The following is a 12,229-nucleotide window of genomic DNA, read 5'->3' on the forward strand; positions in this document are numbered from 1 at the left end:
GCCGCTCAGCGGAAGCGGATGTCGGCGGTGGCCAGACCGAAGATCTTGCGCCCGCCGGACTTGGCCACGATCAGGATGACCGCGCTGCGGTTCTCGGGATCGAGGGACTTCACCTTGCCGGTGAACTCGACGTCACCGCCCAGCTCGCGGTCGACGACGGTGTAGTTCGACAGCCGCACGCCGTAGCGGGTGACCGCGCCCGGGTCGCCCGACCAGGACGAGAGGAACCCGGCGCCCAGGCCCATGGTGAGCATGCCGTGGGCGATGATGTCGGGCAGCCCGGCCAGCCCGGCCACCCGCTCGTCCCAGTGGATCGGGTTGTTGTCGCCGGAGACACCGGCGTAGTTCACCAGGTCGCCGCGGGTGAGCTTGGCGTCGCGCAGTGTCACCTCGGCGCCGACGGTGAGGTCGTCGAACGACAGCGTGGTGCCGGGGGTGCGGGTCGACCCGGCGGTGGACAGCCGCAGCTCGCCCTCGGGACGGCGCGGCACCTCCCCACCGTCGTCGACGGGCTCGGCGGCGCGGCCGAACATGCTCACCCCGTGCACCATGATGTTCTCCACCGCGGTGGTGATCGCCGGGTCCACCTCCTCACCGGTGACGCCGACGACCGTGGTGTGCATGACGTGCACGGTCTCGCCGAGTTCGTCGGTGAAGGTGTTGGTGACCGTGATCAGGTCCTTGCCCGCGATGCGGCGCACCGAGGACAGTTCCACGTCGGTGATCAGCCGGTCCCCGGCGACGATCGGCTTGTGCTGCTCGAAGACCTGCTCGGTCTGCACGAAGGTGTCGTAACCGACGACGACGGTCTCGAACAGCTTCCGGTTGGCCGCCATCGCGGGGATGGAGACGAAGGTCAGCGGCGCGACCAGGCCCCGGTAGCCGAGCGCGGCGGCGGCGTCCTCGTCCCAGTGCGCCGGGTGGTAGTCCTGCACCGCCCTGGCGTACTCGCGGACCTTCTCCCGGCCCACTTCGTACGTGCCGTCCATCCGGTAGTAGTGCCCTACCTTCGACGTGATATCGGGTGCATCGACCACCGCATTCACCGTGAAACCAACCTTTGTTCGAGGAACGGACTCCGGCAGGATAGCGGCCCCGCGCGGGCGGGGCCCAGATTGCCGGCACAACTCGTCGCCCGAAAACCTTCCCTTCTGATCTGGAATCAGTCATAATCTGGAATGTGTCCAGTAAGTCGGAATTCGAGCAGATGCTCCGCGCGGCATCGCTGCGCGTCACCGCGCCGCGCCTGGCGGTCCTGTCCGCGGTGCATCACCAGCCCCATGCCGAAACCGACGTCATCATCGGCCGGGTCAGGGAATCCCTCGGCACGGTGAGCCAGCAGGCCGTCTACGACGTGCTGCGGGTTCTCACCGACGCGGGCCTGCTCCGGCGGATCCAGCCCATGGGCACCGTCGCCCGGTACGAGACCCGTGTCGGTGACAACCATCATCACCTGGTGTGCCGATCCTGTGGCGTGATCGTCGATATCGACTGTGCAGTCGGCGATGCGCCGTGTCTGACCGTGCCCGATGACCAGGGCTTCGTCATCGACGAGGCCGAGGTCATCTATTGGGGCCTGTGCCCCGATTGCTCGTCTTCACGATCACTTCCCTGAAAGGAATCACCGTGCCCGAGGAACACCCACCCATCGCGGAAGCCAACACGGAACCGGGTGAAAGTGGTTGCCCCGTAGCGTCGCATCGCCCCTTCGCCGCCGCCGACGCGCGCGGCAGCAATGCCGACTGGTGGCCCCATCAGCTCAATCTCTCGATCCTGCAGAAGAACCCGCCGGTGGCCAACCCGTTCGGCGCGGACTTCGACTACGCCGCCGAATTCGCCACCCTCGACCTGGCCGCGGTCAAGGCCGACATCGAACAGATCCTGACCACCTCGCAGCCCTGGTGGCCCGCCGACTTCGGCCACTACGGCCCGCTGTTCATCCGGATGGCCTGGCACTCGGCGGGCACCTACCGCGTGGGTGACGGTCGCGGCGGCGCGGGCGCGGGCCTGCAGCGTTTCGCCCCGCTCAACAGCTGGCCCGACAACGCCAGCCTGGACAAGGCCCGCAGGCTGCTGTGGCCGGTGAAGCAGAAGTACGGCCGCAAGCTGTCCTGGGCCGACCTCATCGTCTACGCGGGCAATGTGGCGCTGGAGTCGATGGGCTTCGAGACCTTCGGCTTCGCCGGCGGCCGCGTGGACGCCTGGGAACCGGAGGAGGACGTCTACTGGGGTCCCGAGCGCACCTGGCTCGGCGACGAGCGCTACACCGGTGAGCGCAGCCTGGAACGCCCCCTCGCGGCCGTCCAGATGGGCCTGATCTACGTCAATCCCGAAGGGCCCAACGGCAATCCGGACCCGCTCGCCGCCGCGATCGACATCCGCGAGACCTTCGCCCGGATGGCCATGAACGACGAGGAGACCGCCGCGCTCATCGCCGGCGGCCACACCTTCGGCAAGACCCACGGCGCGGGCCCGGCCGATCACGTCGGCCCCGAGCCCGAGGGCGCCCCGCTCGAGGAGCAGGGTCTGGGCTGGAAGAGCGGCTTCGGCACCGGCGTCGGCGCCGACGCCATCACCTCCGGCCTGGAGGGCATCTGGACGCCCACCCCGATCAGCTGGGACAACAGCTTCCTCGAGACGCTCTACGGCTACGAGTGGGAGCTGAGCAAGAGCCCGGCCGGGGCGCACCAGTGGATCCCGAAGGACGGCGCCGGGGCGGGCACCGTGCCCGATCCGTTCGATCCGGACAAGAAGCAGACCCCGGTCATGCTCACCACCGACCTGTCGCTGCGCGTGGACCCGATCTACGGGCCGATCACCCGGCGCTGGCTGGAGAACCCGGCCGAGTTCGCCGACGCCTTCGCCCGCGCCTGGTACAAGCTCACCCACCGCGACATGGGCCCGGTCAGCCGCTACCTCGGCCCGCTGGTGCCCTCGGAGGAACTGCTGTGGCAGGACCCGATCCCCGCGCACACCGGTGAGCTCATCGGCGACAGCGACATCGCGGGACTCAAGAGCCTGATCCAGGCCTCGGGGCTCAGCGTCGCCCAGCTGGTCACCACCGCCTGGGCCGCGGCCTCCTCGTTCCGGGGCAGCGACAAGCGCGGCGGCGCCAACGGCGGCCGGATCCGGTTGCAGCCGCAGGCGGGCTGGGAGGTCAACCAGCCCGACGAGCTCGCGCAGGTGATCCGGGTGCTCGAGGGTATCCAGGACACGTTCAACGGGGCAGGCGGGGCGCAGGTGTCCTTCGCCGACCTGGTCGTGCTCGGCGGCGCGGTCGGCGTCGAACAGGCCGCCCAGGCCGCCGGATTCCCGGTGACGGTGCCGTTCACGCCCGGCCGCACCGACGCCACCCAGGAGCAGACCGACATCGAGTCGTTCTCGGCGCTCGAGACCGCGGCCGACGGTTTCCGCAACTACCTCGCCAAGGACGCCCAGATCCCGGCGGAGTACCTGCTCGTCGACAAGGCCAACCTGCTCACCCTGAGCGCCCCGGAGATGACCGTGCTGGTCGGTGGCCTGCGCGTGCTGGGCGCCAACTACCAGCAGTCCTCGGTCGGCGTGTTCACCGACCGGCCGGGCACGCTGACCAACGACTACTTCGTCAACCTGCTCGACATGGGCACCGAGTGGGCCCCTTCGGCCGGCGACGAGAACGTCTACGAGGGCAAGGACCGCACCACCGGCGCGGTCACCTGGACCGGCAGCCGGGTCGACCTGGTGTTCGGCTCGAACTCGCAGCTGCGGGCCGTGGCCGAGGCCTACGCCACCGACGACGCGAAGGAGAAGTTCGTGCGCGACTTCGTCGCGGCGTGGACCAAGGTGAGCGAGCTGGACCGGTTCGACCTGGCCCGCTAGCCCGCTGACAGCGAAACACCCTGTGACTCTTCGGGAGTCACAGGGTGTTTCGCTGTCGCGATCGTCTCAGGCGCCGGACTCGGCCAGCGCGGCGAGGCGGTCCACCGAGGCCTGCAGCTTGTCGGCGGTGGTGGCCTTGGCCCGCACCTGGCGCAGTTCGTCGTGCAGCTCGGTCCAGTCGTAGGTGTGGGTGACCCGGGTGTGGGTGTCGTCGATCGGCTCGAGCTCCCAGCGCCACAGGTGCCCGGGCGGGATCTTGCCGCGCTCGGACGGGTTCCAGGCGATGCGGCGGCCCTCGACGAACTCGACGATGTGGTTGTCCCGGTCGGCGCCGTTGGTGAGGGTGGTGGTGAACACGTCACCGGCGGCGTGGACCCGCTGGCCGGTCACCGCCTCCGCGAGGTTGTCGTTGCCGTCCCAGCGCGGCTGCTGGGCGGGGTCGGCGATCAGTTCGAAGATCACGGCGGCACCGGCCGCGACCTCTCGGGAGGCGTGCACGATGCGGGGTACGTCGATGGTTTCGGTCACCCGGGCGATGCAACCAGCGGCTTCGCGACCCCGCAACCTTTCGGCTCGAGCGCGCGCCTAACTCGTGCGGTGGACGGCGAAGACCGGAATGACCCGGTCGGTCTTCTCCCGGTACTCGGCGAAACCGGGCAGCAGCTCGACCATGCGGTCGAACAGTCGCGTGCGCTCGGGATCGTCGACGAGTTCGGCCTTGCCGGTGTAGGTCTCGCCGGGCACCTCCACGGTGAGCACCGGGTCGGCGAGGAGGTTGTGGTACCAGGCCGGATGCTTGTCGGCGCCGCCGTTGGAGGCGATCAGCACGATCCGGTCGCCGTCGGGCAGGAAGACCAGCGGGTTGGTGATCGGGCGGCCCGATCTCGCGGCGGTGGTGGTGATGATCACCATGTTGTCGCGGCCCTCGAACATGCCGCCCACCCGGCCGCCGTTGGCGCGGAACTCGGCGATCACCTGGTCGTTGAATGCGCTCATACCGGTCCCCAACGCACCGCCCACGCCGTGCATTCCCCGCCGTCCTCGGCATATGCGCCGAGGTAGTGAGGTCCTCTAACGTTCAGGGGTGCTTGGACATTCACACGCGACGAGTGGCGCGCTGGCCTGGGCGGGGACCGCCGCGGCCCTGCCGCTCACCGTCGCCGCTTTCCCCCTGTTCGACAGCGAGACAACCCGATTCGGGATCGCCGAACTGATCATGGGCACCCTGCTCACCGCGGGTGCGGCCCTGCTGCCCGACGCCGATCATCCGAGCGGAACGATCTCGCACGTGCTCGGTCCGGTGACCCATCACCTGTGCCGTTTCATCTCCTGGATCTCCGGCGGGCACCGGCACGGCACCCATTCGCTGCTGTTCGTGGTCGCCGCGGTCGGGGCCACCTGGGCCGGCGAGCACTGGCTCGGCAGACCGTTCACCCTGGGGCTGGTGTTCTTCCTGCTCGCCCTGGCGGTGCGCTCGCTGCACCTGTGCCCACCCGGCAAGAGCCTGCGCACCTACGGCACGGTCATCGTGCTGGCCTCGGCGGGCACCTTCGCCGTGGACCACTGGATCGTCGACCGGCCCGCCTGGCTGCCCATCTGCGTCGGCCTGGGCTGTCTGGCCCACCTGCTCGGCGACTGTCTCACCGATCGCGGCTGCCGCCTGCTGTGGCCCTTCCCCTTCCGCACCCGCATCCCCGTCATCGAGCGGACCGGCAATCGCGTCGAGACCTGGGTGCTCTCGCCGCTGTTCGTGGCCGGAGCGTGCGGTGCGCTGTGGTACGCCATCGTCCACCACGTGTGATCGCCTGCACGGCAAGGACGGTCCCTCCCCCGTCCTTGCCGTTCTTTTTCCCACGGTTCGATGTAGCCGCATACATGTTTTGATGCGCATATCTTCGTATCGGCATGCAGTTTGTGACCGGTCCCACCCGACCCCGCGCCGGTCGCTCATCGCTCCCGAATCCGCACCGAACTCCCCGCTTTTCAGTGCACAGTTGTACTCTCAAACCCGTGACGGAGCAGCTCCCCCAACCCCAGGCCGAGGTACAGGCACTCACGCGGCTGGCAGGCGACGAGTTCGTCGGCGCGGTCGACGGGATCGCGGCCATCCACCGGGCCATCTCCGACCGCGTCTTCGCGGCGGTACGCACCGGAGTGGGCGTGGCCGCCGACCCCGTCAAGGTCGTGCACGACGCGATCACCGACAGCGTCTACGCGGTGGTCGGCGGCACGGGGTTCGTGGTGGGCGAGGTGGCGAGCGCGGTGCAGGTGCCCGGTGTCCCCGCGCCGTCGCGCACGGTGTGGGGTGCGGGTGTGCTCGCCGCGCTCCAGGGGCTCATCGGCGACGCGCTCGAGGACCAGGCACCGATCCTGGCCTCCCCCATGACCATTCGCGTCGACGGCGTGCCGGTGCCGCCCGAGCAGCTGCCCGCGCACGTCACCGTGCCGACCTCCCGGCTGGTGGTGCTGGTGCACGGGCTGGTGGAGACCGAGCACGCCTGGGGGCTCGGCGGCAGGCCCGCCTACGGCGAACTGCTCGAAGAGGACCTCGGCTACACACCGGTCTACGTCCGCTACAACACCGGCCTGCACATCTCCGAGAACGCCGCCCAGCTGGCCGCGCTGCTCGACCGGCTCGTCGCGCACTGGCCGCTGCCGGTGCACGAGATCTGCCTGATCGGTCATTCGATGGGTGGGCTCGTCGCCCGCGGCGCCTGCCATCTGGCCGACCGGCAGGACGCGCAGTGGGTGCGCGCGGTCCGGCAGGTGGTCTGCCTGGGTTCGCCGCACCTGGGCGCGCCGCTGGAACAGATCGCGCACTACGCCGCCGCCGCGTTCGACCTGCTGCCCGAGACCCGCCCGCTGGGCGCGCTGCTGCGCAGGCGCAGCGCGGGTATCCGCGATCTGCGCCAGGGCTCGCTGGTCGACGAGGACTGGCGCGACCTCGACGCCGACGCCCTGCGCGCCCGCGCGGTGCAGGAGGTGCCGCTGCTCGCGCACGCCGACCACTACTTCGTCACCGCGACGATCACCCGCAGTCCGCGGCATCCGGTGGGCCGCATCGTCGGTGATGGCCTGGTGCTCGGCGGCAGCGGCTCCGGGCGCGGCCGCACCCGCCGCATCGCGCTCGACGGCGTGAACGGTCTGCACGTCCCCTCGGCCAATCATTTCAGCCTGCTCAACCACGAGGCGGTCTACCGCGCGCTGCGCGGGTGGCTGTCGAGCGCCCCCCGCAGAGCGGCCCGGGTGGATACGCTGTGGCCATGACTCTCGACCACGGCGACCCCGGCGACGCACCCGCCATCCCGCTGCCGACCACTCCCCTGGCCAACGAGGCACAGCCCTCCGCCGCCGAGGAGGCACGAACCATCGCGGCCGCGACCAATATCGGTACCCTGGCCAGCCTCACCGCCGACGGGGCACCGTGGGCCTCGTTCATCACCTACGGCCTGCTCGACGGCGCCCCCGTGCTGAGCGTCTCGCGGCTGGCCGAGCACGGCCGCAATCTGGCCGCCGACCCGCGCGCCAGCATCGCGATCGTAACCCCCGACATTCCCGCGGATCCGCTGGCGGGCACCAGGATCACTCTCGCCGGCGTGGTGGAGCGGCCCGTGGGCGCCGAGGCCGAGGCCGCGCGCGCCGCGCATCTCGCGGCGATCCCCGCGGCGAAGTACTACATCGACTACAGCGACTTCACCCTGTGGGTGCTGCGGGTCCAGCGGGTGCGCTGGGTCGGTGGCTACGGCCGGATGGATTCGGCCTCGGCCGCGGAATACCTCGCCGCGGAACCGGATCCGATCGTGCCCCGCGCCGCACCAGGGATCGCGCACCTCAACGCCGATCACGCCGAGGCGCTGCTGGCGATGGCGCGCCATCTCGGCGGGTTCCCCGACGCCACCGCCGCGAGCTGCGAACGCGCCGACCGCTACGGCCTGCAATTGCGCGTCGAGACACCCCGCGGCGTGGCCCGGACCCGCGTCGGCTACGCCCAGCCGCTCACCGAGATCGGTGAACTCCGTTCGGCGACGGTCGAATTGGCCAAGCTGGCCCGCGCCGCGAGCTGACGCGGGCCCGCCGGCTCAGACCCAGAGCGCGGCGACGAGCACATTGAGGATGGCCAGCCCACCCGCGGCGTCGGTCATCCAGTCGGCTCGCTCGCCGCGCTTGGCGTCGGCCCGCGCGATCTCGGCGAACGCGCAGACCACCACCGCGATCGCGAGTTTCACCGCCAGCTTGGTGGTGTTCGGGTCCTTGTCCAGCGAGTCGAGGCCGGAGGCCAGCCCGGCCAGCACGATGCCGGTGATCAGCTGAGCGCGCGCTCCCCACACCATCAGTTCCGAGACCGCGGGCCGCCCGGCGACATAGCCACCCACCACGGCGGCCATCCCGAGCAGATGCGTGACAACCACCAGGTTGTAAACGAAATCCATGAACGCCGAGCGTAGTAGAGACGACAGCGGCCGGTACCCGAAGGCACCGGCCGGTCGCGGCGGACTCGCGCGGCTGTCCTACACCTGCGCGTCGAGCAGATGCGCGTCCTTGCGGACGCCGAAGGCGGTGATGATCTCCATGATGCCGATGATGATCAGGAAGATGCCGACCACCAGGACCAGGGTCGCCACGGAGCTGATCGGCCACACGATCAGCACCACACCGGCGATGGCACTGAGCAGACCGTAGAAGATCTGCCAGCCGCGGCCGGGGACGCCCTTCTCGGCGATCGCGGCGAACAGCATCGCCACCCCGCGGAACAACCAGCTGATGCCGATGAACAGCCCCAGCAGCACGATCGAGGTGAGGTCGTCGCGGAAGCAGAACACACCGATGATCAGCGACAGCACACCGCTGATGAAGGAGAGCACCCGGAAGCTGGTGCTGGGCAGGTGGGTGAAGGCGGCGATCAGCTGGAAGATGCCGCTGACCACCATGTAGATGCCGAACAGCACGCCCGCCACGAGCAGCGACGGACCGGGCCAGACCAGGACGATGATGCCCAGCACCACCGCGAGGAGGCCGGTGACCAGAATTGTTTGCCAGGTCTTCTTGGCAAGAGCCGCGATTGGACTCTCCAACACGGTATTTGTCGTCATGACGAGATGTTATGCCCGGTTGCTCTGGTTTTCCCGGCATTAGCTGGAGCTGTGATCGTGTCGCGACCGCGCCGACGGCGACGACGGCCACACCTGCACGAACGTTTGGTGCGCACAGCCGTCGGGTAGCACAAAGAAGTGTCGGTTGTACTCGTGCTGCAAGCTCGGGGCCTCGGTGATCTGCTCGCCGCGGTCCCGGCTCTGCGTGCCCTGCGCCGGGCCGAACCACGCAGCCGGATCATCCTGGCTGCTCCGCATCGATTGGAGCGCGTCGTCGACCTGATCTCCTCGGTCGACGAACTCGTGCCCACCGCCGATCCGGCCGCCCTCATCTGGGACGGCCCCGCCCCCGAGCTGGCCGTCAACCTGCACGGCCCCGACGGCGCGAGCGCGCGGGCCCTGGCCGACACCGGCGCCGCGCGGATCATCGGGCACCGCACCCCCGAACTGCCGAAACTGGCGGGCCCGCGCTGGGATCCGGACGTGCACGTGGTGGACCGCTGGTGCAAGCTGCTCGAGTTCGAGGGGATCGCCGCGGATCGCCGCAATCTCGGGCTGGTCCCGCCGGTGGCCTCCATCAGCCGCCGCGACAGCGTGGTCGTCCACATCGGCGCGGGCGCCCCCGCCCGCCGCTGGCCGCCGGAGCGCTTCGCCGCGGTGGTCCGCCATCTGCTGGTCCTCGGCCGGGGCGTGGTCCTCACCGGCGACCCGTTCGAACGCGAGATCGCGCGGGAGGTGGCCGCCCAGGCGGGCCTGCCCGACGACCGTGTGCTGGCAGGCAGGCAGAACCTCACCGATCTGGCCGCGACCGTGGCCGAGGCCGCGCTGGTGATCAGCGGCGACACCGGCGTCGCGCACCTGGCCACGGCCTTCGGCACCCGGACCGTACTGCTGTTCGGCCCCACACCGCCGCGCCGGGGTGGACCACCGGCGCATCTGCTGGGCAGGCACGCGGTGCTCTGGGCCGGACAGGTCGGCGATCCCGACGCCCGCACGCCCGACAGCGGCCTGCTGCGCATCGGCGTGCCCGAGGTGCTCGCCGCGGTGGACGCGCAGCTGGACAAGCAGGACTGGGCCGAGTCGACCAAGTCCTCCCGTTATCGCCGGGTCGGCTGAGCGGGGAAGCCGCCGGTGGCATCGCGCAACGCGGCGGCATGGGCGGCCAGCGCACTGGGCCAGAACCGCTCGAGATAGTCGCGGGCGTCGCTGAGCCCGCGCGGGTCCAGGGAGTAGAGGTGGCGGTTGCCGTCGCGGCGCATGGCCACCAGGTGCGCTTCGCGCAGCACCTTCAGGTGCTGGGAGGCGGCCGAGCTGGTGATCCCGGTGGCGGCGGCGAGCTCGGCCACCGACCGCGCGCCCGGGGGCAGCGACTCGAAGATCGCGCGCCGGGTGGGGTCCGACAGGGCGGTGATGGCCCGAACTCCGTTAGCGTCCACTGAATCAGTGTGCGCCGTTTCCGCAGGTCCGGCAATGATCTTGGACTCGACGCATTTCCCCCGGTCGTCATCGGAATGTAGACAGTTCGTTATGTCGCCGTTATAGATCAACTGGGGTTATAGCGGTTCGTGATCGCAGCCACAGGATTCGCCGCCGAGGTCACGGCTTCGATACGTTCGAGACATGTTCGTGACCAACCCGTTATCTGCTCGCGTCTCCGACGCCTTCGCCGGTCGCTGGGGAGGCGTTGTCGCGGGTGCGGTGGCCCTGTCCGCGCTCGTCGGCACCTCCGTCGCCACCTTCGGCGACCACGAGACCCCGGCTCCCACCACCATCGCGGCCAGCAGCACCGAGGCCGTCGCCCAGGGCCAGTCGCCCTACCGTTTCACCTCGTACACTCCCGCCGAGGCCCAGGGCCCGCAGAGCGAGGCACCCGCCTCCGCCCCGATCGCGTGGGAAGAGCACCGCGAAGCGGTCGCCCTGCCCCTGCCCGAGATCCCGTTCATCGCGCCGCGGCCGCACACGGTCCGCCCGGTCAACGGCCGGCTGACCTCGTACTACGGCGCCCGCTGGGGCACCGCGCACAACGGCATCGACTTCGGCGATCCGATCGGCGCGCCGATCTTCGCCGTCACCGACGGTACCGTCATCGAGACCGGTCCCGCCACCGGCTTCGGCCTGTGGGTCCGCGTCCAGCAGGACGACGGCACCATCGGCGTGTTCGGTCACGTCAACGAGATCCTCGTCCAGACCGGCCAGCAGGTGAAGGCGGGCGATGTGATCGCCACCGTCGGCAACCGTGGCAATTCCACCGGTCCCCACCTGCACTACGAGGTGCACGTGCCGGACGGCTCGCTCTACGGCGCCCCGATCGACCCGCACCCGTGGCTCGCCGCGCGTGGCGTCGACGCCGGTGTCGCCCAGGACTGAGCCTCACACCCCGCTGATCGCGTCCCCGTGCTCGATCAGGAACTCCCGTAGCCGCGCGACCGCGAGTGTCGGCCGATGGTCTCCCGAGACCAGGCCGATCTCGCGGTCGCGTTCGCCATCGATGCGCACGACCGCCAGATCCGGCTGCGGCAGCTCCGCCACGGGCAGCAGCGCCACCCCGAGCCCGAGGGCGACCAGCGCGCGCACGGTCTCGAATTCGGTGATCTCGAACAGCACGCGCGGGGTGAATCCCGCTGCGGCGCACCAGGTGTCGAGCAGTGCGCGCAGGTGATAGCTGGGCGGGTTGGCGATGAAGGCCGCGTCGGCGAGCTCGGCCAGGTCGATCCTGGTGCGGGCGGCCAGCGGATGCGTGCGGGCCACGTGCAGCTCGATGCGCTGACGACCCAGGTCGACCGAGGGCAGGTCGGGCGGCGGCGGGATCATCACCGCCAGGTCGAGCCTGCCCTCGCGCACCTGTTCGGCCAGCTCCTCGCCGTGGGCCTGCACGAGATGCAGGCGGACCCGCGGCGCGCGGGTGTGGAACTGGGCGAGCAGTGACGGGATGCTCACCGGGCCCAGGGTGAGCGGGAAACCGAAGCGGACCAGGCCGCTGTCGGGGTCGGCGTCGGCGCGCACCCGGTGCACCGCGTCATCGAGGGCGCGGACCACGCCCCGCGTCTGTTCGTGCAGGTCGCGGCCCTGCGGTGTCAGTGTGACGCCGCGCCCGACCGGCTGGAACAGCGCCACCCCGAGGGCCTGTTCGAGCGCGCGGATCCGGCGGCTCAGCGAGGACTGCGGCATCCCGAGGCGCTCGGCCGCACGGGTGAAGTGGCCGTCGGTGGCCGCGGCGTCGAAGGCGGCCAGCAGCGGTGCCAGTGCCTGCGCGCCGGGCTCGGCCGAATCATCCATATCCG

14 protein-coding genes are annotated in these 12,229 nt (G+C 70.3%); 7 read left to right on the plus strand and 7 right to left on the minus strand.

Going from position 1 to position 12,229, the window contains the following annotated elements:
* Positions 1 to 5: 5 nt before the first annotated feature.
* Positions 6 to 989, minus strand: a complete 984-nt coding sequence (locus ACFC06_RS05125) for a fused (3R)-hydroxyacyl-ACP dehydratase subunits HadA/HadB (protein ID WP_375928035.1) — start codon at positions 987 to 989, stop codon at positions 6 to 8.
* A 218-nt stretch (positions 990 to 1,207) separates the two neighbouring features.
* Here ACFC06_RS05125 and ACFC06_RS05130 point away from each other — a divergent pair, with 218 nt between their 5' ends.
* Together ACFC06_RS05130 and katG are read left to right on the plus strand one after the other, a co-directional pair.
* Positions 1,208 to 1,615: a Fur family transcriptional regulator gene (locus ACFC06_RS05130; RefSeq protein WP_375928037.1), complete on the plus strand. Its 408-nt coding sequence runs from the start codon at positions 1,208 to 1,210 to the stop codon at positions 1,613 to 1,615.
* An 11-nt stretch (positions 1,616 to 1,626) separates the two neighbouring features.
* Positions 1,627 to 3,858 (plus strand): catalase/peroxidase HPI, encoded by a 2,232-nt coding sequence (katG, locus tag ACFC06_RS05135; RefSeq protein ID WP_375928039.1) that lies wholly within the window; start codon positions 1,627 to 1,629, stop codon positions 3,856 to 3,858.
* A 66-nt stretch (positions 3,859 to 3,924) separates the two neighbouring features.
* On the opposite strand, the gene ACFC06_RS05140 is transcribed toward katG, so the two are convergent.
* Entirely contained in the window at positions 3,925 to 4,386 is a 462-nt protein-coding gene (locus tag ACFC06_RS05140) for an SRPBCC family protein (protein WP_375928041.1), read from the minus strand.
* A gap of 57 nt (positions 4,387 to 4,443) precedes the next feature.
* On the minus strand, positions 4,444 to 4,854 hold the full coding sequence (locus ACFC06_RS05145; protein ID WP_375928043.1) for a nitroreductase family deazaflavin-dependent oxidoreductase: 411 nt from the start codon (positions 4,852 to 4,854) through the stop codon (positions 4,444 to 4,446).
* An 88-nt stretch (positions 4,855 to 4,942) separates the two neighbouring features.
* On the opposite strand from ACFC06_RS05145, the gene ACFC06_RS05150 reads away from it, so the two are divergent.
* From ACFC06_RS05150 to ACFC06_RS05160, 3 genes are all read left to right on the plus strand, one after another.
* Positions 4,943 to 5,659 (plus strand): metal-dependent hydrolase, encoded by a 717-nt coding sequence (locus tag ACFC06_RS05150; RefSeq protein ID WP_375928045.1) that lies wholly within the window; start codon positions 4,943 to 4,945, stop codon positions 5,657 to 5,659.
* Positions 5,660 to 5,868: 209 nt separating this feature from the next.
* Entirely contained in the window at positions 5,869 to 7,125 is a 1,257-nt protein-coding gene (locus ACFC06_RS05155) for an esterase/lipase family protein (protein WP_375928047.1), read from the plus strand.
* Entirely contained in the window at positions 7,122 to 7,922 is an 801-nt protein-coding gene (locus ACFC06_RS05160) for a HugZ family protein (protein ID WP_375928049.1), read from the plus strand. The genes ACFC06_RS05155 and ACFC06_RS05160 overlap by 4 nt, the downstream gene beginning before the upstream one ends.
* A 15-nt stretch (positions 7,923 to 7,937) precedes the next feature.
* Here ACFC06_RS05160 and ACFC06_RS05165 read toward each other — a convergent pair whose 3' ends face one another.
* Together ACFC06_RS05165 and ACFC06_RS05170 are read right to left on the minus strand one after the other, a co-directional pair.
* Entirely contained in the window at positions 7,938 to 8,288 is a 351-nt protein-coding gene (locus tag ACFC06_RS05165) for a hypothetical protein (RefSeq protein ID WP_375928051.1), read from the minus strand.
* Positions 8,289 to 8,366: 78 nt separating this feature from the next.
* Positions 8,367 to 8,948 (minus strand): HdeD family acid-resistance protein, encoded by a 582-nt coding sequence (locus tag ACFC06_RS05170; RefSeq protein WP_375928053.1) that lies wholly within the window; start codon positions 8,946 to 8,948, stop codon positions 8,367 to 8,369.
* A 138-nt stretch (positions 8,949 to 9,086) separates the two neighbouring features.
* On the opposite strand from ACFC06_RS05170, the gene ACFC06_RS05175 reads away from it, so the two are divergent.
* A complete protein-coding gene (locus tag ACFC06_RS05175; protein ID WP_375928055.1) occupies positions 9,087 to 10,064 on the plus strand; it encodes a glycosyltransferase family 9 protein in 978 nt (325 codons plus the stop codon).
* Here ACFC06_RS05175 and ACFC06_RS05180 read toward each other — a convergent pair.
* Positions 10,046 to 10,384: an ArsR/SmtB family transcription factor gene (locus ACFC06_RS05180; RefSeq protein WP_375928057.1), complete on the minus strand. Its 339-nt coding sequence runs from the start codon at positions 10,382 to 10,384 to the stop codon at positions 10,046 to 10,048. The two genes, ACFC06_RS05175 and ACFC06_RS05180, sit on opposite strands and share 19 nt — an antisense overlap.
* A 184-nt stretch (positions 10,385 to 10,568) precedes the next feature.
* Between ACFC06_RS05180 and ACFC06_RS05185 the strand changes: the two genes are divergently transcribed.
* Positions 10,569 to 11,315, plus strand: a complete 747-nt coding sequence (locus ACFC06_RS05185; protein WP_375928059.1) for a M23 family metallopeptidase — start codon at positions 10,569 to 10,571, stop codon at positions 11,313 to 11,315.
* 3 nt (positions 11,316 to 11,318) lie between these two features.
* On the opposite strand, the gene ACFC06_RS05190 is transcribed toward ACFC06_RS05185, so the two are convergent.
* Positions 11,319 to 12,224, minus strand: coding sequence for a LysR family transcriptional regulator (locus tag ACFC06_RS05190; protein ID WP_375928061.1), 906 nt, complete (start codon positions 12,222 to 12,224; stop codon positions 11,319 to 11,321).
* Positions 12,225 to 12,229: the final 5 nt, after the last annotated feature.

This window comes from Nocardia sp. NPDC056064 (assembly GCF_042266925.1).
Classification (GTDB): domain Bacteria; phylum Actinomycetota; class Actinomycetes; order Mycobacteriales; family Mycobacteriaceae; genus Nocardia.

Excerpts from the sequence above, each read along its gene's own strand:
- ACFC06_RS05190 (WP_375928061.1), bottom strand. The coding sequence starts at position 12,224 with ATGGATGATTCGGCCGAGCCCGGCGCGCAGGCACTGGCACCGCTGCTG.
- ACFC06_RS05160 (WP_375928049.1), top strand. The coding sequence starts at position 7,122 with ATGACTCTCGACCACGGCGACCCCGGCGACGCACCCGCCATCCCGCTG.
- ACFC06_RS05145 (WP_375928043.1), bottom strand. The coding sequence starts at position 4,854 with ATGAGCGCATTCAACGACCAGGTGATCGCCGAGTTCCGCGCCAACGGC.
- ACFC06_RS05130 (WP_375928037.1), top strand. The coding sequence starts at position 1,208 with ATGCTCCGCGCGGCATCGCTGCGCGTCACCGCGCCGCGCCTGGCGGTC.
- ACFC06_RS05170 (WP_375928053.1), bottom strand. The coding sequence starts at position 8,948 with ATGACGACAAATACCGTGTTGGAGAGTCCAATCGCGGCTCTTGCCAAG.
- ACFC06_RS05125 (WP_375928035.1), bottom strand. The coding sequence starts at position 989 with ATGGACGGCACGTACGAAGTGGGCCGGGAGAAGGTCCGCGAGTACGCC.
- ACFC06_RS05165 (WP_375928051.1), bottom strand. The coding sequence starts at position 8,288 with ATGGATTTCGTTTACAACCTGGTGGTTGTCACGCATCTGCTCGGGATG.
- ACFC06_RS05185 (WP_375928059.1), top strand. The coding sequence starts at position 10,569 with ATGTTCGTGACCAACCCGTTATCTGCTCGCGTCTCCGACGCCTTCGCC.